Source organism: Bordetella muralis (genome assembly GCF_965139205.1).
Classification (GTDB): Bacteria; Pseudomonadota; Gammaproteobacteria; order Burkholderiales; family Burkholderiaceae_B; genus Bordetella_A; species Bordetella_A muralis.
In genome coordinates this window covers 1-22,610 of record NZ_CBCSIU010000029.1, presented here as the reverse complement: position 1 = coordinate 22,610, position 22,610 = coordinate 1, and the positions used below count along the sequence as shown (strand labels likewise).

22 protein-coding genes and 1 pseudogene are annotated in these 22,610 nt (G+C 61.2%); 15 read left to right on the top strand and 8 right to left on the bottom strand.

The genetic code is table 11. From position 1 onward, the window contains the following. Positions 1-82 precede the first annotated feature (82 nt). The 3 genes from ACNA0I_RS24420 to xseA all read right to left on the bottom strand — a co-directional run bounded on the left by ACNA0I_RS24420 (position 83) and on the right by xseA (position 3,723). Positions 83-1,465, bottom strand: coding sequence for a chloride channel protein (locus ACNA0I_RS24420; protein ID WP_415808614.1), 1,383 nt, complete (start codon positions 1,463-1,465; stop codon positions 83-85). A 172-nt stretch (positions 1,466-1,637) separates the two neighbouring features. Continuing rightward, the gene (gene sodB, locus ACNA0I_RS24415) at positions 1,638-2,216 is read right to left on the bottom strand and encodes a superoxide dismutase [Fe] (RefSeq protein ID WP_094821736.1); all 579 of its coding nucleotides are present in this window, start codon (positions 2,214-2,216) and stop codon (positions 1,638-1,640) included. Between the two features lie 151 nt (positions 2,217-2,367). Beyond that, positions 2,368-3,723, bottom strand: coding sequence for an exodeoxyribonuclease VII large subunit (gene xseA, locus ACNA0I_RS24410; RefSeq protein ID WP_415808613.1), 1,356 nt, complete (start codon positions 3,721-3,723; stop codon positions 2,368-2,370). A 355-nt stretch (positions 3,724-4,078) separates the two neighbouring features. On the opposite strand from xseA, the gene ACNA0I_RS24405 reads away from it, so the two are divergent. From ACNA0I_RS24405 to rpsT, 11 genes and pseudogenes are all read left to right on the top strand, one after another. Next, positions 4,079-4,699: a MotA/TolQ/ExbB proton channel family protein gene (locus ACNA0I_RS24405; RefSeq protein WP_415808612.1), complete on the top strand. Its 621-nt coding sequence runs from the start codon at positions 4,079-4,081 to the stop codon at positions 4,697-4,699. Then, positions 4,696-5,109 carry an ExbD/TolR family protein gene (locus ACNA0I_RS24400; RefSeq protein ID WP_094821739.1) on the top strand — a complete coding sequence of 138 codons (414 nt, stop codon included), beginning with the start codon at positions 4,696-4,698 and terminating at the stop codon, positions 5,107-5,109. Before ACNA0I_RS24405 ends, ACNA0I_RS24400 begins: the two co-directional genes overlap by 4 nt. Before the next feature lie 53 nt (positions 5,110-5,162). Beyond that, positions 5,163-6,308 carry a tetraacyldisaccharide 4'-kinase gene (gene lpxK / locus ACNA0I_RS24395; protein WP_415808627.1) on the top strand — a complete coding sequence of 382 codons (1,146 nt, stop codon included), beginning with the start codon at positions 5,163-5,165 and terminating at the stop codon, positions 6,306-6,308. Between the two features lie 96 nt (positions 6,309-6,404). Continuing rightward, on the top strand, positions 6,405-6,596 hold the full coding sequence (locus tag ACNA0I_RS24390; RefSeq protein ID WP_415808611.1) for a Trm112 family protein: 192 nt from the start codon (positions 6,405-6,407) through the stop codon (positions 6,594-6,596). Then, entirely contained in the window at positions 6,593-7,360 is a 768-nt protein-coding gene (kdsB, locus tag ACNA0I_RS24385; RefSeq protein ID WP_415808610.1) for a 3-deoxy-manno-octulosonate cytidylyltransferase, read from the top strand. The genes ACNA0I_RS24390 and kdsB overlap by 4 nt, the downstream gene beginning before the upstream one ends. Before the next feature lie 96 nt (positions 7,361-7,456). Beyond that, positions 7,457-7,582 (top strand): annotated as a pseudogene (locus tag ACNA0I_RS24380) (nucleoside monophosphate kinase); the annotation flags it as partial. Position 7,583: 1 nt separating this feature from the next. Further along, positions 7,584-8,113 (top strand): adenylate kinase (adk, locus tag ACNA0I_RS24375; RefSeq protein WP_415808609.1); only part of this gene is annotated, 530 nt, incomplete at its 5' end. A 74-nt stretch (positions 8,114-8,187) separates the two neighbouring features. Continuing rightward, positions 8,188-8,946, top strand: coding sequence for a 3-hydroxyacyl-CoA dehydrogenase (locus ACNA0I_RS24370; RefSeq protein WP_415808608.1), 759 nt, complete (start codon positions 8,188-8,190; stop codon positions 8,944-8,946). 201 nt (positions 8,947-9,147) lie between these two features. Further along, a complete protein-coding gene (gene murJ / locus ACNA0I_RS24365; RefSeq protein ID WP_415808607.1) occupies positions 9,148-10,707 on the top strand; it encodes a murein biosynthesis integral membrane protein MurJ in 1,560 nt (519 codons plus the stop codon). Between the two features lie 133 nt (positions 10,708-10,840). After that, positions 10,841-11,791, top strand: coding sequence for a DUF4880 domain-containing protein (locus tag ACNA0I_RS24360; protein WP_415808626.1), 951 nt, complete (start codon positions 10,841-10,843; stop codon positions 11,789-11,791). 144 nt (positions 11,792-11,935) lie between these two features. Continuing rightward, entirely contained in the window at positions 11,936-12,199 is a 264-nt protein-coding gene (gene rpsT / locus ACNA0I_RS24355) for a 30S ribosomal protein S20 (RefSeq protein WP_094821746.1), read from the top strand. Positions 12,200-12,389: 190 nt separating this feature from the next. Here rpsT and garL read toward each other — a convergent pair whose 3' ends face one another. The 4 genes from garL to ACNA0I_RS24335 all read right to left on the bottom strand — a co-directional run bounded on the left by garL (position 12,390) and on the right by ACNA0I_RS24335 (position 16,450). Further along, on the bottom strand, positions 12,390-13,157 hold the full coding sequence (gene garL, locus ACNA0I_RS24350) for a 2-dehydro-3-deoxyglucarate aldolase (protein WP_415808606.1): 768 nt from the start codon (positions 13,155-13,157) through the stop codon (positions 12,390-12,392). Positions 13,158-13,277: 120 nt separating this feature from the next. Continuing rightward, positions 13,278-14,399 carry an Ldh family oxidoreductase gene (locus tag ACNA0I_RS24345; RefSeq protein WP_415808605.1) on the bottom strand — a complete coding sequence of 374 codons (1,122 nt, stop codon included), beginning with the start codon at positions 14,397-14,399 and terminating at the stop codon, positions 13,278-13,280. A gap of 107 nt (positions 14,400-14,506) precedes the next feature. Further along, the gene (locus ACNA0I_RS24340; RefSeq protein WP_415808625.1) at positions 14,507-15,214 is read right to left on the bottom strand and encodes a FadR/GntR family transcriptional regulator; all 708 of its coding nucleotides are present in this window, start codon (positions 15,212-15,214) and stop codon (positions 14,507-14,509) included. A gap of 150 nt (positions 15,215-15,364) precedes the next feature. After that, positions 15,365-16,450 (bottom strand): SMP-30/gluconolactonase/LRE family protein, encoded by a 1,086-nt coding sequence (locus tag ACNA0I_RS24335; protein ID WP_415808604.1) that lies wholly within the window; start codon positions 16,448-16,450, stop codon positions 15,365-15,367. A gap of 200 nt (positions 16,451-16,650) precedes the next feature. Here ACNA0I_RS24335 and ACNA0I_RS24330 point away from each other — a divergent pair, with 200 nt between their 5' ends. The 3 genes from ACNA0I_RS24330 to ACNA0I_RS24320 all read left to right on the top strand — a co-directional run bounded on the left by ACNA0I_RS24330 (position 16,651) and on the right by ACNA0I_RS24320 (position 21,014). Next, a complete protein-coding gene (locus ACNA0I_RS24330) occupies positions 16,651-17,622 on the top strand; it encodes a Bug family tripartite tricarboxylate transporter substrate binding protein (RefSeq protein ID WP_415808603.1) in 972 nt (323 codons plus the stop codon). 42 nt (positions 17,623-17,664) lie between these two features. After that, positions 17,665-18,621 carry a 2-hydroxyacid dehydrogenase gene (locus ACNA0I_RS24325; protein WP_415808602.1) on the top strand — a complete coding sequence of 319 codons (957 nt, stop codon included), beginning with the start codon at positions 17,665-17,667 and terminating at the stop codon, positions 18,619-18,621. Positions 18,622-18,905: 284 nt separating this feature from the next. Next, entirely contained in the window at positions 18,906-21,014 is a 2,109-nt protein-coding gene (locus ACNA0I_RS24320) for a TonB-dependent siderophore receptor (protein WP_415808601.1), read from the top strand. Between the two features lie 9 nt (positions 21,015-21,023). On the opposite strand, the gene ACNA0I_RS24315 is transcribed toward ACNA0I_RS24320, so the two are convergent. Further along, positions 21,024-21,314, bottom strand: a complete 291-nt coding sequence (locus ACNA0I_RS24315; protein WP_415808600.1) for a DUF3579 domain-containing protein — start codon at positions 21,312-21,314, stop codon at positions 21,024-21,026. 111 nt (positions 21,315-21,425) lie between these two features. On the opposite strand from ACNA0I_RS24315, the gene argF reads away from it, so the two are divergent. After that, entirely contained in the window at positions 21,426-22,367 is a 942-nt protein-coding gene (argF, locus tag ACNA0I_RS24310; RefSeq protein ID WP_415808599.1) for an ornithine carbamoyltransferase, read from the top strand. Positions 22,368-22,610: the final 243 nt, after the last annotated feature.

Sequence of the window (22,610 nt, the reverse complement as noted above, 5' to 3'; positions counted from 1 at the left end):
ACCGTGCACCGGCGCAGTGCCATGCCCGAGCGTCCACCACATGGACGCAGTCCAGTGTATGGACACCTGCTTTACGGCCGCCCTATGTCGTGGTGCGTCCGGCCTCAACCTGAGCCTGGCGACGATAGCGTCCTGCAGCAAAATGATAAAACGGCCGCGGACAAAACTGCCGCGCAATCACCGACGCCGACAGCGAGCCCACCAATAGCCAGAACAGCATCGGCTGGCTGCCCGTCATTTCCATCACGATGACGCTCGCCGTCAACGGAGACTGCGTTGCCGCCGCCAGAAACGCCGCCATGGATATCAACACCAGCACACGGCGGTCAATCTCGCCACCGGTCAGTTCCCAGATATGCTGGCCGACGCCCGCCCCTGTCGTTAGCGCTGGAGTGAAAATGCCGCCTGGGATTCCAGCCCAGTATGACGCCACGGTCGCCCCCAGTTTCGCCAGGCCAAAGGCCGCCGGCCCCTCGGTCTCGCCTGAGAGCAGGCCGCTGGCCACGCCATATCCCGTGCCATAGACAGTCTGACCGCTCAATACGCCGAGACACGCCAGAATCAATCCCATGGCAGCAGCCGTATAAACAGGATGCCGCCGGATCCAGCCACGCCAATTCATGGGGGCAACCCCTGAGACCCCCTTGCTCAGCAACCAGCTGAACAGACCGCCCAGTACACCATTAGCCAGGCCGCACAGCAACACCCATAACACCATATAGTTCGGCAGCGGCTCGCCGCCAAAGGTGCCGAAATACGGGTTATTTCCAACGACGGCGACAACGAGAAACCCGGAGGCCAGCACGCCGATCAATACCAGGCGCTGCCAACGCAAGATGGTGCCGCGCCCCAGCTCCTCGATCGCAAAAATGACGCCGGCCAACGGCGCGTTAAAAGCGGCTGCCAGACCTCCGGCCGCACCCGCCGCGATCAGCTCATTGGCATGAAAACCGCGTAACGGGACCCCTTTGCTGCGCCAAAAGTTTCCCCAAGCCAGCATGACCGCCGCGCCCACCTGCACGGACGGGCCTTCGCGTCCCGCGGAAGCGCCCGCCGCCAGCCCAAAAAAGGTCAATGGAATTTTCAGCAGCGTTTGCCGCATCGAAACCAGGCTGCTTTGCGCAGCGCCGGGCGGCAACGACAAGGAGCCGATGACTTGCGGAATCCCGCTGCCTGCCGCGTTGGGCGCCCAACGGATCGTCATCCAGCGCAGAATCCCAAAGGCCACGGGCAGCACGATGAACGCCAGCCAACCTGCACGCGAAGTCCACGCATGGTTCCATTCCAGCGCCAGATCGGCCAACCATGCAAACCCCAGCGACACGAGAGCCACCAAGGCTGCGCCGCCCAACAGCAAACTGAGCTGCAGACTCTTGCGCGAGAGACGGCCGAACTGCCGCAACTTACGACGGGCGAGTAGAGACACGCGTGAGAACAGACTGCGAGGAGGCGAGGTCGTGGACATCGCCGCATTTTGCCAGAATCGTCACGAAACAGACGGATTGGGCCGTCAAGTATGGCGCAAGAAAAACACTGCGTGCCATGTCGATGGAGGCCAGATTGGTGCAAACGCAGTGATACGGCTCAACAAAAACGCCCAGCCTAGGCTGGGCGTTTTCATCGAAACCGGATACGACTTAGGCGAAGTTTTTCGCAGCGAAGTCCCAGTTCACCAGTGCCCAGAAGTTTTCCAGGTACTTGGGACGGGCATTGCGGTAGTCGATGTAGTAGGCGTGTTCCCACACATCACAGGTCAGCAGAGGCTTGTCTGCGGTGGTCAGCGGGGTAGCGGCATTGCTGGTGTTGACGATGTCCAGCGAGCCGTCGGCCTTCTTGACGAGCCAGGTCCAGCCCGAACCAAAGTTGCCGGCAGCCGATTTGTTGAAGGCTTCTTTGAAAGCGTCAAAGCTGCCCCACTTGGCGTTGATGGCATCGGCCAGTGCGCCCGAGGGTGCGCCGCCAGCGTTGGGAGCCAGGCTGTTCCAGTAGAACGTGTGGTTCCAGATTTGTGCGGCATTGTTGAATACGCCACCCGAGGACTTTTTGACGACGTCTTCGAGCGAAGCGTTTTCAAACTCGGTGCCCGGGACCAGATTGTTCAGGTTCGTGACGTAGGTCTGATGGTGCTTGCCGTAGTGAAACTCGAGGGTTTCTTTGGAGATATGCGGCGCCAGGGCGTCCAGCGCATAAGGCAGGGGAGGAAGCGTAAATGCCATGAGAGTTCCTTCTTGGTTGATTGCACGATCAAGCAGATAGATTGTATCGGCTCTTTGTCCTGCATTCGGGGTTAACCCAGTGCCGCGCGGGGTTACGCGAAAGAAGAATCAGTCTTAAGCGATCTGCGCCGCACTCGCCGAGGCGGTGACATCACGTGTCTTGCGTATCCAGCACTTCCACCTGAGCCCCGCCACGCGCGAACGTCAAATTCAGCGCCTGACCTTTGGTCAACGGCGCAGCGTCACGCAGAATCCGGCCCTCGGCGTCGCGCACGATGGCATAGCCTCGCGCCAAGGTGTGTTGCGGGTCCAGGGCACGCAAATGCGCACTGACGGCAGCAGTCCGAGCCTGGCGGGTGGCCAGTTGGCGTTCCTGGGCCTGATGCAGGCGGCGGGCCAGCGCGGCCACGCGCTCACTTGCCCGCCCGGTATCCGGGGTAGCGTGCGCCAGGCGTTGTACCAACATTCCCAAGCGCGCCGTCCGCCGGCCGTAAGGACCTTGCCACGCAGAATGCAAACGATGACGTAGCGTATTCAGGCGTTCGGCCTGATGCGCCAGGCGGCGCGCGGGCGACACCAACTGCGCCGCGGCGCGATCCAGGCGTTGCGCCGCCTGATCTAGGCGGCGCTGCTGCCCCCGGCTCAAACGCTGTACGGCATGGCCGATACGTGCCAGCAAATCCGCTCGCGGCACGCAGGCCAGCTCTGCGGCCGCCGTCGGCGTCGGCGCCCGCACATCGGCCACAAAGTCCACGATCGTGAAATCGGTTTCGTGCCCCACCCCGCTAATAATAGGAATGGCACTCGCTGCCACCAGCCGGGCCAGGGTCTCGTCGTTAAAGCTCCATAGGTCCTCGATACTGCCTCCGCCACGCACCAACAACAGCGTGTCGACTTCTTGGCGGGCATTCGCCAATTGCACCTGGGCCGCCAATCTGGCCGCCGAATCAGCGCCCTGGACCGGAGCGGGATAAATCACGACCGGCACTTGCGGTGCACGGCGTGCCAAAGCGGACAGCACATCCCGCAATGCCGCCGCATGCAACGAGGTAATCACCCCGATGGCGCGCGGCAGAGCGACCGGCTTGCGCTTGACGCTATCCTCAAACAAGCCTTCGGCGGCCAGTTGGGTCTTCAGACGCAGAAATGCCTCGTACAAATTGCCCAGGCCCGCCCGCCGCATGGCATCGGCTTGCAATTGGTAGTCCCCTCGGGGCTCGTATAGCGAGACGCGAGCGCGGATTTCGACCTGATCGCCGGCTCTGGGCACAAACCCGACGGCGGACGCGCGGCCGCGAAACATGACTGCCCGCACAGCGGCCCGGTTGTCCTTCAAGGTGAAGTACCAATGTCCTGACGCTGCCTGGGTGAAATTGGAAATCTCGCCGCGCACCCACAACGGCGGGACATTGCGTTCCAACAATTGGCCTACAGCCTGGTTCAACTGGGCGACTGTGAGGATATCCCGCGTAAATACGTCGTTTGTGACGGGAAATTCAATTGTCATAAGGCTTTCCAGAGAGATAACTGTCCACAGGGCGCGCCAAGTGGGCCGCGATGATACCGTAAGCACGCAAATCGTGCAGCGCTGCCCGCAACGCTAGCAAATTCGTACTAAGAGTTTGTTTTATATGAATAAATTCGCGCAAACAAAATAACGGCGGCGGGCACAATCCAGCGCAAAGCCAGCATCTATCCATGTTTAGCCTTAGTTTTGCACAGAATTATCCACAAAATCTGTGGATAGATTGGCGGTTATCCCCCGACCTCGTCCCGGCCTTGCCATAGTCCCCTTCTGACCGGTACAGTGCGCGCTTAAATCGGCTGCGACCTTTACCGCAGCTCTCTCCCGGAGCCCTCTTTTGCTGTCCATTTTCCGCGAAGCCGGCTGGCCAATCTGGCCGCTGCTGATCACCTCTATCCTGGGCCTGGCGTTGATCGTCGAACGGCTGCTCTCCCTGCGCCGTAATTTGATTTTGCCGAAAGGCCTGGCCGAGCAAGTGCTGGAAATGCAGCGCAACGGCCAAGACAGCCCGGAGGCGCTGACCCGGTTGGAACAGCATTCGCCCATGGGACGCATTCTGGCCGAAGTCCTGCGCCACCGGAATCAACCACGCGAAGTCCAGCGCGCTGCCGTCGAAGACGTGGGCCGAGCCGTCGCACACGACCTGAACCGGTACATTGCCGCGCTCGGCACAGTTGCCGTCATCGCCCCGTTGCTCGGCCTGTTCGGCACCGTCGTGGGCATGATCGAGATTTTTGCGTCGTACACGCCCGCCGGAGGCGACCCCGCCCAGTTGGCGCGCGGCATTTCCATTGCGCTGTACAACACCGCCTTCGGCATCCTGATCGCCATCCCCGCGATGATTGGCCATCGTTATCTGCGCAGCCGGGCCGACAACCTGCTCAACGATATGGAACAAGCCGCGGCGCGCCTCGCACGGCTGAGCCGCCCTACCATTCCGCCCAGGGCCCAGCCATGAATTTTCGCAGCCGGCGCGGCGACCGTGATGAACTCGACATCAATCTGATCCCCTTGATCGATGTCTTGTTGGTAATCCTCATTTTTTTGGCCGCCACCACGTCTTTTGCCCGCTATACGCAGTTGCAGATTACCCTGCCCGAGGCCGCCATCGAGCAGGACACGGCTCCCGAGATCACGCTCGACGTCAGTCGCGATGGCCGATATGCCTTGAACGGAACCGTGATCGACGCCGCCAACGCCAGCGACATCGCCAACATGCTCGCCCTGGCCGCTGCGGGGAAAGAATCCCCCATGCTGCTGATCAACGCCGATGCGCAAGCCACCCATCAGGCCGTGGTCAACGTCATGGAGGCGGCTCGCCTGGCAGGTATCAGCCGCGTCAATTTTGCGGCTCAGAACGCCCGGTGACTCCCTCCGTGCCGCGCAACAGCTCGTCCGCCTCGCCGTCTGCCTCAGGCTTTATGCAACGCCAATGGCAGCATGACGGCTGGCTGGCCATGCTGCTGCGCCCGCTTGCGGCCCTGACGAGCTGGCATGTGAAACGACGGCGTGCGCAGTACGTGAATGGCCGGCGTCCGGTCTATCGCGCCCCCGTGCCAGTGGTCGTGATCGGCAACATTTATGTCGGCGGTACCGGTAAAACACCCGTGGTGATCGCGACCGTACAGGCATTGCGCGAACGTGGCTGGACACCCGGCGTCGTCAGCCGCGGATACGGCGCCAAGATCGGCCCCCAACCGCGAGTCGGCCATGGCGAACTGAATCCCGCTGACTTTGGCGACGAACCGGCCCTGATCGCCCACACAAGCGGCGCCCCTGTGGCCGTGCATCCGCGCCGCGCCCTGGCCGCCCAGGCCCTGCTTGAGCGGTACCCGCAAACGGATGTCATCGTGTCCGACGACGGGTTGCAACACTTGGCGCTGGCGCGTGACGCAGAAATCGTGGTGCAGGATGAACGCGGCGTCGGTAACGGGCACCTGTTGCCGGCCGGGCCATTGCGCGAACCCGCGTCCCGATTGAATACGGTGGACGCCATCATCACGAATCGCTCGGCCAACGGCACGAACCTACACGCGTCACCCGCGGCGTCGTTTCCCTCGGACCGCCAGCCCTCGCCGCCTGGTGCCCATGTTTGGCAGCCGACACAGTCGGCCGCGTCAAATGCCACTGAGTCATCCTCGGGACCGTCGACGGCGAACAGCCCGGCTGCCCCCAGACAGACCGACATGCAGTTGCGCCCCGACGCTGCCCGCCAGATCTCCACGGGCGTAGAACGGCCCCTGGCCGACTTTGCCGATCCATCAGCCTTTCGCAGCGTTGCCGCGGCAGCCGGCATCGGTAATCCCGACCGATTTTTCGCGACCTTGCAGGCGGCCGGTATACAGCCTACCCCGTGCCTGGCGCTGCCCGATCATTACGACTATCGGCAGTCTCCGTTCGAAGCCGTGCAGGCCGACGCCATCTTGATCACCTCGAAAGACGCCATCAAATGCCGGGATCACTGTGACGCGCGCCTCTGGGAAATCCCGGTCCAGGCACAGTTCTCCGACCCAACCCTGTTTGATTGGCTCGACCAGCGCCTGCGTAGAATCGCCGACGCACGTTGACACCACGGCTCCCCAGGCTAAAAACGTCACACCAAAGCTCGCATCTCAGGTAGTGCAGCGTCCGTTCTGGCCCCAAACTGCTTTAGAATTACGCCTATGGAATCCCGCCTACTTGATACGCTCGTCTGCCCGCTTTGCAAGGGCCGTCTCGACTACGACCGCACCCAGGCCGAACTGACCTGCCGCGCCGACCGCCTGGCCTACCCGGTGCGCGACGGCATTCCCGTCATGCTCGAATCCGAAGCGCGGTCGCTGGACACCCCTCGCCCCGACACGGCGACATCGTGAGTTTCATCGCCCTCATCCCCGCGCGTATGGCGTCCACGCGCCTGCCCGACAAGCCACTGGCCGATATTGCCGGCAAACCCATGGTTGTGCGCGTCGCGGAGCGAGCCGCGGCCTCACAGGCTGCGCAAGTCATCATCGCCACTGACGATACTCGCGTACAGCAGGCGGCTAGCGAGCACGGTCACCAGGCCGTCTTGACCCGAGCAGATCATCCCACCGGCACCGATCGCCTGGCCGAGGCCGTCGAACAACTGGGTCTGGCCGACGACGCCATCGTCGTCAATGTCCAGGGCGACGAGCCGCAAATCGATCCCACCCTCGTCGATGCCGTGGCGGCGCTGCTGCGCGATCATCCCGATGCCGACATCGCGACGTGCGCCTGCCCCTTGGCCGATGCCGAATCCCTCTTCAATCCCAACGTGGTCAAGGTCGTCTGCGGCGCCGATGGGCGTGCCCTGTACTTTTCCCGCGCACCGATTCCGTGGGCTCGCGATGCCCTGGCCAGCGGCGAACGCGTGCTGACCCCAGGATTACCGGCACTGCATCACATTGGGTTGTATGCCTACCGCGTAGCTTTCTTGCGGCGTTTTCCGAATCTGCCCCAGGGCACGCTGGAGCGTTTCGAGGCCCTCGAACAACTGCGCGCACTCGAGCACGGCCACACCATTGTCGTACATCGCACCCCGCAACCGCCTATGGCTGGCGTAGATACCCCCGCAGACCTCGAAAGAGTCCGTGCCTGGTATGCCAATCGCCCACAATGACGGGTTTTCCCTGATTCTCGTAATCACACCGTCCACCGCGTTGCGGCATAATCGTCCTCATTCTTAAAATTCATCCACTATTCAGGAGCTCCTCCCATGCGTCTCATCCTGCTCGGTCCGCCCGGCGCCGGCAAAGGCACCCAGGCCGCCTTCGTCACCCAGCAGTTCGCCATCCCGCAGATTTCCACCGGCGATATGCTGCGTGCGGCCGTCAAGGCCGGCNCCCCGCTCGGCCTGGAAGCCAAAAAGGTCATGGACGCAGGAGGCCTGGTCTCTGATGACATCATCATCGGCTTGGTGCGAGACCGCCTGAAACAACCGGATTGCGCCAACGGTTACTTGTTTGACGGCTTTCCGCGCACGATTCCCCAAGCCGATGCACTCAAAAGCGCGGGCGTCGCACTCGACTACGTCGTCGAAATCGCCGTCCCTGAAGAAGACATCATCGAACGCATCAGCGGCCGCCGCGTCCACCCGGCCAGCGGCCGCAGCTATCACGTACGCTTTAATCCGCCCAAAGTTGCGGGCGTTGACGATATCACCGGCGAGGCATTGATCCAGCGCGACGATGATAGCGAAGCCACCGTACGCAACCGTCTGGCTGTCTACCAAAGCCAGACGCGCCCGCTTGTGGACTATTACTCGTCCTGGGCCGAAGCAGGCGATGCCAAAGCACCCAAATACCGCAAGATTTCGGGTGTAGGCGCGGTTGACGAAATCAAAGCCCGCCTATTCGAGGCGCTGGCCAGCTAAGGCTCTCGCGCTCCCCCCTGGGCGCCGTGGCATGCCACGGCGTTTCTTTGAACCTCTCCCTCTGAAGAACTCGTATGGAAATCGCGAACAAGGTATTCATTGTGACTGGCGGGGCCTCTGGCCTGGGCGCCGGCACCGTGCGCATGCTGGTCGACAACGGCGCGAAAGTCGTCATCGCCGATGTTCAAGACGAACCCGGCGAAGCCCTGGCCAAAGAACTGGGCCAACGTTACGTGCATTGCGACGTCACCCAAGAGGCTGACGGTCAGCAAGCGGTCGCTGCTGCGCTGGAACTCGGTGCACTGTTCGGCCTGGTCAACTGCGCAGGCGTTGCCCCCGCCGCCAAGATCGTCGGCAAAAATGGCGCCCATCCGCTGGAATTGTTCCAGAAAGTCGTCTCGATCAACCTGATCGGCAGCTTCAACATGATGCGTCTGGCTGCCGAGGCCATGAGCGCCAACACCCCTGAGCCCACCGGCGAACGCGGCGTCCTGATCAACACCGCCTCCGTGGCGGCATTCGACGGCCAGATCGGCCAAGCCGCCTACGCCGCCTCAAAGGCGGGCGTCGCGGGCATGACCCTGCCGATCGCGCGCGATCTATCCAAAGCCGGTATCCGCTGCATGACCATCGCGCCGGGAATCTTCGGCACACCGATGATCTTCGGCATGCCCCAAGAGGTCCAGGACTCCCTGGCTGCCAGCATCCCGTTCCCCGCACGCCTGGGTCGTCCCGAGGACTACGCCAAGCTGGTGCACAGTATCGTCACCAACGACATGCTCAACGGTGAGACCATCCGTCTGGATGGCGCGATCCGCATGCCGCCAAAATGATACAAGCCCTGCGCGCCGACGCTGCGGGTGCGCACCATGTCGTCCCGGGCGCGCCCGGAACAACACTCCCCCTGGCGGCAACCCGCGTCAGGGGGATTTTTGCCGCTGGGCCGAGTCCAAAGCAAAAAAGCCTCCTTGCGGGGCCGCAAGCCGAAGGTGCAGCGTGGGGCCTTTTTTACCGTTTAATTTTCTTGTCACCCCATGAGTCTGTTTCGCTCGGCCGCTACGGTCAGTAGCTTCACGCTGTTGTCGCGTATCACCGGTTTGGTTCGCGACATTCTGGTTGCACGCGCCTTTGGCGCCGGGCCGCTGACAGACGCCTTCTGGGTCGCTTTCCGGATTCCGAATCTGTTGCGGCGCCTGTTCGCCGAGGGCGCATTCGCTCAGGCCTTCGTGCCCATCCTGGGTGCCGCCCGCACCGAACGCACAGACGCCGAGGTGCGCACCCTGCTCGATCGCGTGGCGCTGCTGCTGACGCTGGCCCTGATGGCCGTCACACTCATCGGCATTCTCGCCGCACCGTGGGTTGTCACCGCCATGGCCAGCGGCTTGCGCGGCGAAGCCCGCGGCACGGAGTTCGGCGCAGCAGTCTGGATGACGCGAATGATGTTCCCGTACATCCTGTGCATGTCGCTGGTGGCCTTTGCCTCGGGGGTTCTCAATACCTGGCGGCGCTTTGCCGTGCCGGCCTTCACTCCTGTTCTGCTTAACCTCTCCATGATTGGAGCCTGCCTATGGCTGGCTCCGCGCATGGATATCCCGATATACGCTCTGGCGGTTGGCGTCATGGCGGGCGGCGTGGCCCAACTGGTAATGCAATGGATTGCCCTGGCGCGTCTGGGCCTGACGCCCCGCTTTGCGACCAATCTGCGGCTGGCCTGGGGCGACGCCACCGTCAAACGCATCCTGAAACAAATGGCGCCCGCCACCCTCGGCGTATCGGTCGCGCAAATATCGCTGTTGATAAATACCAATATCGCCACGTGGCTCACGCCAGGTAGTGTCACATGGCTATCGTTTGCCGATCGCTTGATGGAATTTCCCACTGCACTGCTGGGTGTCGCGTTGGGCACCGTACTGTTACCCAGCCTGTCGGCCGCACATGCGAAACAAGACCAGGCTGGCTATTCCGCCCTGCTGGACTGGGGGCTGCGCCTGGTGATATTGCTGGGCTTGCCTGCCGCGCTGGGCCTGGCGCTCTTATCGGACGGGCTGGTCGCCACGCTCTTTCATTACGGCGCCTTTCAGGCCCAGGACGTCATACAGACCCGGTTGGCCGTGATGGCCTATTCCGTCGGCTTGATCGGCATTCTCAGTGTGAAAATCCTGGCGCCCGGCTTTTATGCCCAACAGGACATCCGCACACCGGTCAAAATCGCTGTCATGGTGCTGATTGTGACCCAACTCATGAACCTGGCCTTGGTCCCGGCACTGGCTCACGCCGGCCTCGCGCTGGCTATCGGTCTGGGCGCCACGCTCAACGCCCTGGCGTTATTGTTCGGCCTCTTGCGCCGAGGGACGTACCGTCCCGGTCCGGGCTGGCTGACATTCGCGCTGCGCCTGGTGCCGGCGTTGGCAGCCTTGGCTGCCGTTCTTTACTACGCTGATCATCATCTGGATTGGATAGCCTTACAAAGCCACCCCGCGCAACGCGCGCTGTGGTTAGCTGCCGTCCTGGCCGCAAGCGGCATCGCGTATTTTGCTGCGCTGTTCATTTTTGGTTTCCGCCTACGCGATTTCGGCCGTCGGCGCAGCAAATAATCCCCCTTGCATTGTTAATAACAAAAAGTTTTTTAACTTCATTTAAAAGAATTTTCACAATTAATGTAAACTAAAGTAAAAATAGCATTACTATTTAACCTTCCATAGCCGTTCGGATTCGCTTATGGGAATGATGCCTCCCTTCAGCCACGCATCCCCTCTGGCAAACCAAGCCATCGACTGGCTGTTATTGCTGCGATCAGGTCGTGCCACGCAGCACGACTACGCCGAGTTTCGGGCGTGGCGCGACGCGCACCCTCAGCACCATCAAGCCTGGCAAAATTTGACCACCAGCATCGATGGTGCGGCCTTTGATCAAGCGGACGATTCGTCTCGCCCATCCACGACCGCCTCGTATAGCCGGCGCCGCTTCCTGACTCGCGCGGGGCTGACGGTGCTCGCTGGCGGCGCTACAGCGTATGCGTGCAACGCGGTCTACCCGCTGCAAAACTTGGCGTCGGACGCTGCGACCGGTACCTCCGAACGGCGCCGTTACACGCTCACCGACGGCAGCAGCCTGCTGCTCGATGCACGCAGTTCCCTGGACTTGAGCTACACCCCCTACCTGCGCCAGCTCAATTTGCAAAGCGGCGCGGTCACGATCGAAGCCGCTACAAATGAATCCCGGCCATTCCTGACCAAGACGGCCGAGGGGCTGATCCGATCGCATGGTGCGCGCTACATGGTGCGCCAACAGTCGCACCGCACCCTGGTTGTCGCTCATGACGAGCCTATCGAAATCCAGACCCGTGCTGGCGCACATACTGTTCTGCAACCCGGCATGGGCATACGCTTTGATGCACTTCGCCTGGGTGAACCCAGCCGAGAAATGGCTACCCGAGCCGCCTGGGAACATGGACGCATCGTGGCGCGGGACGTTACACTGAATGAAATTGTCGAGACCTTACGTCCTTACTATTCGGGGACGTTACGCGTTACCGTCGCGGCAGGGGGACTACCCGTCTCCGGCGAATACTCACTAGATGATGTCAGTGGAACATTACGCAGCCTCGAACAGCATCTGCCCATCACCGTGCAGCGTTTCACGCCCTGGGTCACCTCCATAGCCGTTGCCTCGGCCTGACGTAACACTGCCTAGGCGGCTGCCGTGCGACGCGTCTAGGGGCTCAGGGCAGACTCTTAAGACACAACACTAGAAATTCCTTGCAATCCCCGGCAAACTTGCTACAATGTTGGACTTTGCCGAATTCACTTAATTAATTAACACATGGCCAATACCGCCCAAGCCCGCAAACGCGCTCGCCAATCCGTCGAGCGTAACAAGCACAACTCCAGCCTGCGCTCGATGCTGCGCACCGCCATCAAGCGCGTACGCCAATCGATCGAAGCCGGCGACAAGGCGGCGGCTAGCGAAGTGTTCCAAAAAGCCACCAGCGTGATCGATCGCGTGGCTGACAAGAACATCATTCACAAAAACAAGGCCGCTCGCCACAAGAGCCGCTTGGCTGCCGCCATCAAGGCGCTGGCCTAAGCCATTCTGCTGCCCCTGCTCTGCAGGGCTGCATGAATACGGCAAAACAAAAGGATGCCCGTGGGCATCCTTTTGTTATTGCAGCAATGGATTTCGCTGGTCATGACTGATCGCAACCCGCTGCCAGCCAATGCGTGCCTGCACGACATGCGCCAGCAAACAAATCGGCCGGATTACCGGCCGATTTCACTTACTTCGCAAACGCCTCACGCAGCGCGAAGGTCGCTTGCTTGAACACGCCCAGGTCCGTGCCCACCGCTACAAAGTGCATCCCCATGTCCAGATAGCGGCGTGCATCTGCCTGCACAGGCGCCAAGGTGCCTACAGCCTTGCCCTGAGCAGTGACGCGTTCATACAGATGGCGAATGACCTCTTGCACCTCTGGATGCCCTGGATTGCCCAGGTGCCCCAAGCCCGCCGCCAGATCCGACGGTCCAATAAAGATGCCGTCCACGCCCTCGACCGCCGCGATCTCATCGACGGCATCCACACCGGCTCGGCTCTCGATCTGCAACAGTACGCAGACGTTGTCGTTGATCGTCGTCAGATAATCCGGCACCGTGCCATAGCGGTTGCTGCGCTGTGCCCCCGCCACACCCCGGATCCCCTGCGGCGGATAGCGCGTAGCAGCGACGGCGCGGCGCGCCTCTTCCGCCGTCTCGATAAACGGGATCAACAGGTTATAAAACCCGATATCCAGCAAACGCTTGATCTCGACCGGATCATTCCAAGAAGGCCGGCCAATTGCCGCACTCGTGCTGCCCTGCAGAGCCTGCAACTGCTGCAACATCAACGGGACTTCGTTGGGCGAATGTTCGCCATCGATCAGCAACCAATCGTAGTTGGCCAGGCCTGCCAGTTCAGCAGTAATGTGGTTGGACATGCACATCCAAAAGCCGATCAGCCGCTCGCGAGCCAGGATCTGCTGGCGAAAACGGTTAGGCAACGGTGAATTCATAATCACTTCCTTGGCTAAGTAGAAAGCCCTCGTGGCTGCACGGAATCCGGCAACGAGAGCCAAAAACGTGGCGCGACATGCGCTCCTGGAAAAACGTCCATCAAGCGCGGCGTCAGAGGCTCAGGCTGCGCTGGCGGCACTCAGCACATAGTCCACGCCGCTACGCTCACAAATAGCGCGCAGGCGCTCTTCCAACGCGAATGGAATCGGAATACCTTCGCGCAAACGCCGCTCCCGCTCGACCGCCTCGGGCTCTCCGGCCACCTGCACGGGCTTGGCCGGATCGGCCGGTGGCGTTTCATGCAAGGTGTCGATCACCTCGTCCAGCTCGTCTTCAAATGACCCCGAGTCCCGGAATGCATCCGGATTCAGTGCCAAAAAGAAATGCCCGATATCATCGGGATCGCCCGGCCGGCGCACCGCGGCCTGCCGCGCCGCCAACGCACTGCCGCTCAACGTGCCGCCCAGGATTTGCGCCATCATCGCCAGACCATAGCCTTTATGGCTGCTCATGGCGGCGGTGCCGCCCAACGGCGTCAAGCCGCCCTCGCGACGATCAAAGATATAGCGCATCGCTTCAGCCGAATCGGTCACATTGCCGCCCTGGCCATCGACTGCCCACCCCTCGGGCAAGGGCTTGCCATGAAAGTCGTACACCTTGACCTTGTTCGCAGCGACCGTGGTCGTGGCCATATCCAGCACAAAGGGTTCGTTCTGTGCCGCCGGGGCTGCAAACGCAATCGGATTGGTCCCCAGCATCGGAAACGCGCCATGCGTGGGAACCATGATCAGCGTCGTCGCACTACTGGTCACCAATCCCACTGTGCCACGCCGCACGGCCATACGCGCGTAAACACCCGCCGCGCCGAAGTGATGCGAATTTCGTACCGAAACGGCGCCTACACCATGCTCCAAGGCCTTGTCTACCGCGAGATTCATCGCCTGCGCCGCCACGGGGTACCCCAGACCCGCCATGCCATCGAGCAACGCAGTAGACGTAGCCTCACGTACCACACGAGGCCGCGCACCGATCTGCAACGTGCCCGCACGCAACTTGGCCTCGTACGCAGGCAACATGGAAATGCCGTGCGAATCGATTCCCAGCAAATCCGTTTCCGCCATCAGGTCCGATGTGGTGACGGCCAGATCCTCCGGCATCCCCCACGCCATCAACACCAACCGTATCTGCTGACGCACCTGCTGCGCCGGCACATTGATTATTTGGCTACTACCACCCTTCACTGCCGCTCTCCTTCGGGCTTCACACCCTTGTTCTCAACAGGCATTCCACTCGTATTGCCACCATACATGCGTTGAACCACGCTGAGCCGCGCCCAGCCATTCGATTCTCATTGATCCCGTTCACGATCCACCAGTCGATGACGCGCCTGACCTAGATGAAACTGCATCGCCACCCGCGCCCGCTCTCCGTCCTGCTCGCGTATCGCCGACAAAATGGCGGCGTGCTCGTCCACAACACGTTGTGCACGTTGACGCGACCCGGTACGCGTCAGGCTCAATGTCAGGCGCATGAAACCGCTGATCGACTCGTGAATCGATTCCAGCACCCCCAGGTAATAATCATTACCCGTCGCCTGTGCAATACAGGCATGAAAGGCCAGGTCCGCCTCAGCCGAAATACGGCCACGCTCCAGTTCATCCACGAACGCTGCATGCGCCTGTTCGATCTGATGCAATTCCTCGTCCGTGCGCCGCATGGCGGCCAGACGTGCGGCGTCGCCCTCCAGCGCAACACGGATCTCTTGGGCACGTAGATACGCTCCCACATTCCGCACATCGCTGAACGTCTTTAAACGCGGTGCGGGCTGATGACTGACAAACGTCCCCAAACCCTGGTGCGCTGTCACCAACCCATCAGCACGCAAGCGCAGCAGCGCCTCGCGCACCACCGGCCGCGAGACGCCAAAACGCTCGCAGATCTCGTGCTCCGATGGCAGCTTGTCGCCGACATTCAGCCCGCCCTCGACAATCTGCTCAAAGATCTGGCCATACAGCTGGTCTGCCAGACGCACGCGCTGGCCTCGCTCCAGGACCAAGGCACCGCTGCCCTGCTTCTCAGCCGCGGGTGCGTTCGCCTCGTCAGCGAGTGCACCGACCCCCGCCTGCGCGGCTGGAATCAAGGAGCTGGCATTCGTTGTGCCCGCCCCCGGCCTCGCTGTTCGTTTACGTGTAGGCGACATGACGCACTAACCGCCAACCGCCCCTTGCGTATTCACATACAAGGCATAAATGGAGTGCGACGAGGCCATGAACAGGCGATTGCGCTGCGCACCGCCAAAGCACAGATTGGCGCAGCGCTCGGGCAAATGAATATGGCCCAGGCGTTTGCCTTGAGACGAGACGACCATCACGCCGTCCTTGCCCTCGCCCATGCCCCAACCCAGCCACAGATTGCCGTCCACATCGCAGCGCATCCCGTCGATGGTGCCACCTTGGGCATCCAGGAACACCCGGCCATCAGACAGCTTTTTGCCGCCCTCGGTCACGTCATACACATGGATCAAGCGATTTGGCGTAGCGCGCCCTTCTACCACATACAACAGCGACTCATCAGGGGAAAAACACAGACCATTGGTTCCCTTCAGATTGGTGATCATGGCCTCGCCCTTGCCCGTCTGCGCATCGATACGATAGACCGTATGCGGCAATTCAGCCTTGGCCTTGCGGCCCTCGTAATTACCGCCAATCCCGAACGGAGGATCCGAAAACCAGATCGAGCCATCCGAATGGCAGATCACATCATTGGGCGAATTCAGCGGCTTGCCCTCGTAACTATCCATCAGCACCGTGATCGAACCGTCATATTCCGTACGAGTGACGCGGCGCGTCAGATGCTCGCACGTGACCAGACGGCCCTGCCGATCGCGCGTATTGCCATTGGAGTAATTCGAGGGTTTGCGAAACTCGCTGACCGCGCCCGTGGACTCATCCCATTTCATGATGCGGTCGTTGGGAATATCGCTCCACAGCAAAAACCGCCCATCGCCAAACCACACCGGCCCCTCATTCCAGCGCATGCCTGTCGCAATGCGCTCCACGCCCGCATTGAACAACCGATAGGGCTCAAACGTAGCGTCCAGCACCTGTACCGAAGGGTCGGGATACGCTGCAGCAGGCTCCCAGGCACGCGCCCATGCGGGCAACGTCACCGCCGCTGCGCCGACCCCCGCCAACCAACGGCGACGCCCATTACTGGCCAATGTCTCGGCTTCAGGATTCGTCTGCTTTGATTCGGATACGGCAGTGGACTGTGGAGCAGGAATATCACGCATAAAGTTGTCTCCGGCTTATCGTTATCTTCGCAGTGCGAGCATGCTCACACTAGGGTATCTACTGCTAAAAATGCCGTGCTTATCACCGTACGATACGGCCTCGGAAAGTATACTTGTTTGACAAGCATACTCTCAACGCTTGGTCTTGTTTTACAAGACTCCCTTCTCACAAGATGCGCCCAACGCGCACAGGAGACATCGTGAAGAAACTGATTAGCGCCATCGCAACCGCCAGCCTCACCCTGCTCGGCGGCACTGCTGCCCATGCGGCTTCGTATCCCGACAAGCCCGTCACCGTCATCGTGCCCTTTGTCCCTGGCGGCTCATCCGACATCACGGCGCGTTCGGTCCTGCCGGGGATGCAAAAGCTCCTGGGCCAGACCTTCGTAGCCGAAAACAAACCCGGCGCAAACAGCGCCATCGGCGCACAGGCTCTCGCACGCTCCACGCCAGACGGCTACACCATGATGGTCGGTTCTATCGGCACCTTTGCCATTAACGAGGCCTTGTACAAAGAACTCTCGTACAACCCGAGCAAGGACTTTACCTATCTGACTCAGGCCGTGCGCAACCCCAACATCCTGGTTGCACCGCCCTCGTTCCCGCCCAACACCGTCGCCGAACTGGTGGAATACGCCAAGAAAAATCCCGGCAAAGTCTCGTACGCCTCATCCGGCACAGGATCCTCGGACCACCTGTCTGCCATCCTGTTTCGTCAGCGCACCGGCACGACCGGTGTAGACGTCCCCTACCGCGGCGGCGGCGCGGCCATTGCCGACCTTTTGGGCGCCCAGGTCAACGTCTCGTTCCAGAACCTCGGCGCAGTACAGAAACATGTACAGGCTGGCAAACTGAAGGCCCTGGCCATCACCGGCGACACCCGCTCACCGGAATTGCCCAACGTGCCCACGCTGGCCGAGGCCGGCATCAAAGACATGGTGGTGTACTCGTGGCAAGGTTTTGCCGTGCCCAAAGACACTCCCGCCCCTGTCGTGAAAACCCTCTCCGACGCACTGCGCACCACGCTGCGTGATCCCGGCGTGACGAAAACGCTGCAAGGCCTGGGCTTTGAGGTCGTGGCCAACACACCCGAAGAGTTCGCCGCCTTCCAAAAAGCCGAGGTCGCCCGTTGGAAACAGGTCATCAAAGAAGGCGGCATTGAGTTGCAATAAATCAAGTAGCATTTGCTTTTTCCCACCCCAATCATCAACGACATGACCACCAAGCCACGCATTCTTCAGGTCGGCTCTCTGTCCGGCTCTCCTTCTGCCAACCAACGGCTCGCCAACGACTACGACGTCTTCGAGCTCTGGAAACACGGGGATCGCAAAGCCGCCCTCACCGACCACGGCAAAGGCATCACCGCCGTGGTCACCTCGGCAACCATGGGCGCCGACGCCGACCTGATCAATGCGCTGCCTGATCTGAAAGCCATTTGCAGTTGGGGGGTGGGCTACGAAACCATCGACGTACAAGCCGCCCGTGCCCGTGGTGTCCTCGTCAGCAACACGCCCGACGTCCTGACCGACTGCGTGGCCGATCTGGCCTGGGGGCTGATGATCGCCGGGGCGCGCCGCATGAGCCTGGGCGACCGTTTTGTACGCGCCGGCCGCTGGGGCCAGGTCCATGGCAACATCCCGCTGGGCACCCGCGTCAGCGGCAAAAAACTGGGTGTGATCGGCCTGGGCCGCATCGGCCAGGCCATCGCCCGCCGCGGTGACGGTTTCGACATGGAAGTCCGCTATCACAACCGCCGTGCACGGACTGATGTGCCGTACGGCTACGAAGCCTCGCTGATCGATCTCGCTACCTGGGCCGATTTCTTGGTCGTTGCGACCGTCGGCGGCCCGGAAACCCGCCATCTGGTCAATCAGCAGGTCATCGAGGCATTGGGTCCCAAAGGCATCATCGTCAACATCGCGCGCGGTCCCGTCATTGACGAACAAGCCCTGACAACCGCCCTCGAGAACGGCAAACTCGGTTGCGCCGCCCTGGACGTGTTCGAATACGAACCCAAAGTGCCCGAGGCCCTCATCGACAGCGATAACACGGTCTTGCTGCCTCACATTGGCAGCGCCACCTACGAAACCCGTCTTGCCATGGAAGACCTGATGCTGGAAAACCTGGCATCGTATTTCCAGAACGGCAAACTGGTCACGCCGGTCGAATAACACCTCAGCCGCACAGTGAGCCGTGCAACGGCTCACTCTCGTGCCGGCACTGGTCTGCCAAGCGGGTGCAACGCCCGCTATTGCACCTGAATCCGGTCTCTTTCCTTACGGACTCAGGCGCGTCCCTCAAAGACCGTCCAACATCATTACACCTCATCGACGATGGGTCAAAATGCTAAATAAAAACGATTATCGTTATTAGTGCAATAATTATTATTCCCGAGTAGATATCGACCTCTGCTCTCGCCTCGCCCCCCTCACCTCGCTGCCTTTCAAATCACGCCATGCCCTCGCCGTTGCCGCAACGTCCCCTTGCTTGCCTGATCGTACTCGTCCCCGCCCTCGCCATCGCGCAGTCCACCACTACAGGCCATCCCGATAATGACATCGCGCAAATGCCGGCAGTACAGATAACCGGCAATGACGATACCGAGGCATTCAATCCGGTCACCCCGCCACAAGTCAATAAATCCTCTATTCCGCTATCGGCGACACCGCAATCCATCACCGTAGTACCACGCGCCGTGCTCGACAGCCAACAGGCGCAGACCCTGGCCGATGCCCTGCATAATGTGCCGGACGTGGTCAGCAATCAATTTGGTCGCCGCGGCTGGGACGATCTGATCATTCGCGGTCAAGTGGCATCGGATTCCATTTTTCTGGACGGCCTGCGCGTCTCAGACAGCAACCGTGTCGCACAAGAATTGTTCGGCGTCGACCAAGTCGAAGTCCTCAAAGGGCCCGCGTCATTGCTGTATGGCTTGGTGTTGCCGGGCGGACTGGTAAACATGGTGAGCAAACGTCCACAAGCCGAGGCCTTTGCCCGCGCCGATGTCACGGTGGCCAGCCATGATTTCTACCAGGGCACGCTGGACATGGGGACTCCGCTCTCCGACAACGGCAAGGCAGCGTTTCGTTTGAACGCACTCGCGATGAACTCCCACGACGCGACCGACTATGTGTGGTTCAAAAATCGCTGGATCGCCCCCTCGTTATCGCTGGACCTGGGCGCCGCCACCGACTTTACGATTTTGGCCAGCTACCAGGAACGCCGCTACATCCGCCAGCAGGGTCTACCACTGGCGGGCTCCGTATTGCCCAACCCCTTGGGCAGCATCGCCCGCAGCCGATTCATCGGCGAACCGGACCAGGACCCTTATCGGGCATTCCAGAGCCGCATCGGCTATGCCCTCACCCATCGCTTTGCCAATGGTTGGACTCTCAATCAAAATCTGCGCTGGCAACAGTTCTCGGTCACGGGTCAGTTGATCGCCAACGGCACGCTGAATGCGGACAATCGAACGCTGCGGCGCACGGCGACAGACCAGGCCTGGGACGGCGACACCTTTTCCCTCGACACCAATGCCCAGCGCCTTTTCGACACCCCGCTGGGCCGCCATACCGTCACCGTCGGGATCGACTATCTACGGTCACGGGAAAACGCGTTGTCGTACACCTGCAGCGTAGGCACGCTGGATGTTTATGACCCCGTCTACGGCAGCGATATCACCTGCCCCGCCAATCCCCGAACCGATACCACGTCGACATTACGCACACTGGGCGTCTATCTACGCGACCAGATGGAGTTCGGCGAGCGCTGGCAATTCGTAGCAGGCCTGAGGCGCGACCAAGCCGCGACCTACTCCACCAACCATTTGAACGGCGAGCGCGCAGACAATCCGTCTCAAGCCACCACCGGCTCTGCAGCCATCATGTACGAAATGTGGCCAGGCGTGCGTCCCTATATCAGCTATGCGACCTCGTTCTATCCCAACAGCGGAACCGACGTCGATGGCAATGTGTTTGATCCCGAAAAAGGATCGCAATGGGAAATCGGCGTGAAATTCGATCTGGATGATGGGGCCACCAGCTTGACGTTGGCCGCCTTCGATTTGCGCCGTCGCAGCGTCCTGCAATCCGACCCCTTCAACGACGGCTTCAGTATCGCCGTAGGTGAACAACGTACCCGGGGTGCGGAAATCGGCTTTGCCTCCGATCTGGGCAACGGCTTGAGCCTGATGGGAGGCTATGCCTATACCGCTGCCATCATCACCGACGACGGCGGTCAATCGCCTTCCACAGAGGGAGATTGGCTGGACAACGTGCCGCGGCACAGTTTCAATCTGACGGCGCGATATCGCCTGCAGGACCGGCTGCTAGGCTGGGAACTCAACGGCGCCGTACGGGGAGAAAGCCCCCGTCATGCCTACGGGTACGAAATTCCCGGTTACGCCGTGGCAGACGTCGGTGTCGCGTATCACGCGGCACATTGGCGAGCGGCGCTGACCGTGCGAAACCTGTTCGACAAGGACTACTTCACCGGCGGCTTGCGTAACGCCGTCGCGCTGGGAGACGGCCGCACCGCCATGCTGACACTGGGGTACCAATATTAGGCCGAGGCGTCACACCTCGCGCTCCTCGGTCCTGAGGTTATTGTCGCGGGCGAAGTCCACCACGAATTTGTAGGCCAGCGGCTCCAGGTCCCGCAGCCGCAGATCCACCACCACGCCCCGCACTCCATCGATCAACATCGGTAAAACATAGGGCGAATAAGTCAGATGGCTGCCAGCCGAGCCGGGCGGCCGGAACTGGGCCATCACGCCGGCCAGGCGCTCGGCCCAATCACTGGGACGAAAACGGGAGCCACTCTCGGTGACACCGTGAATAACGAATTGTTTGACGCGATTTGTCATGAATTTTTCACCACGGGCGGCGTGCGCTGCGTCCGGATCGGACAAACGACAAAGATGCGGCCCGCGCCGCGAATTGTATATGATTGATGTTTTGGCTTCGCCCTTTTCATCATGACACCTCCTGCGCACCAGACTGGCCCGTTGCGGCACTTCCTGCAGTTCCGGGACTTTTCCCCCAGTGAAATCGCCTATGTTCTCGACCGTGCCCGCTTGATCAAAGACAAGTTCAAGCGCTACGAGCCCCATATGCCGCTGCACGACCGCACTCTGGCCATGGTGTTCGAGAAAGCCAGCACCCGCACTCGCGTCTCCTTCGAGGCCGGGATGTACCAAATGGGCGGCTCTGTCATCAACCTGACGTCCAACGATTCGCAACTGGGCCGCTCCGAGCCCATCGAAGACACGGCCCGCGTGATTTCCCGCATGGTCGACATCGTCATGATCCGCACGTTCGAGCAGACCCGCATCGAGCGTTTTGCCTCGCATTCGCGCGTGCCGGTCATCAACGGGCTGACCAACGAATTCCACCCTTGCCAGATTCTGGCCGACATCTTCACCTACATCGAGCATCGTGGCCCGATCGCCGGCAAGACCGTTGCCTGGATCGGTGATGCCAACAACATGTCGTACACCTGGCTGCAGGCGGCCGAAATGCTGGGCTTTACGCTGCATGTGTCCACGCCGTCGGGCTATGAGCTCGAGCCCAATCGCATTGGCACCCCGCCCGAGGGCGTCTTGCGCCAGTTTGCCGATCCCATCGAGGCCTGCCGGGGCGCTCACCTGGTGACGACCGACGTCTGGACCAGCATGGGCTACGAGGCCGAAAACGACGCCCGCCGCGCCGCCTTTGCCGACTGGTGCGTCGACGCGGAAATGATGGCTGCCGCCGATCCCCAGGCCGTATTCATGCACTGCCTGCCCGCTCACCGCGGCGAAGAAGTCACCGGTGAAGTCATCGACGGCCCGCAAAGCGTCGTCTGGGACGAGGCAGAGAACCGACTGCACGTGCAGAAAGCCCTGATGGAATTCCTGTTGTTGGGCAAAATCGATTGAAATCCGTTCGGGCGCGAGATGCTTGAGCTCTTGGCCCTCGGCACATAGGTTTTGACGCCCTCGGTGCGGCGGGAAAAGCGAGTTCTTGAGCCGTTTGCCGCAGCCGGGGCGCAGTGGCGGACAGGCCTGGTCGGCTGACTCGTCCCCTCAACGGGGACTCGGCCTACGTCCGCGAACCATCGGCGGGCCGGGGGCCAAACTCGCTTCGCTCAAACATGGCCCCCGGACTTCCCCCGCCAATCC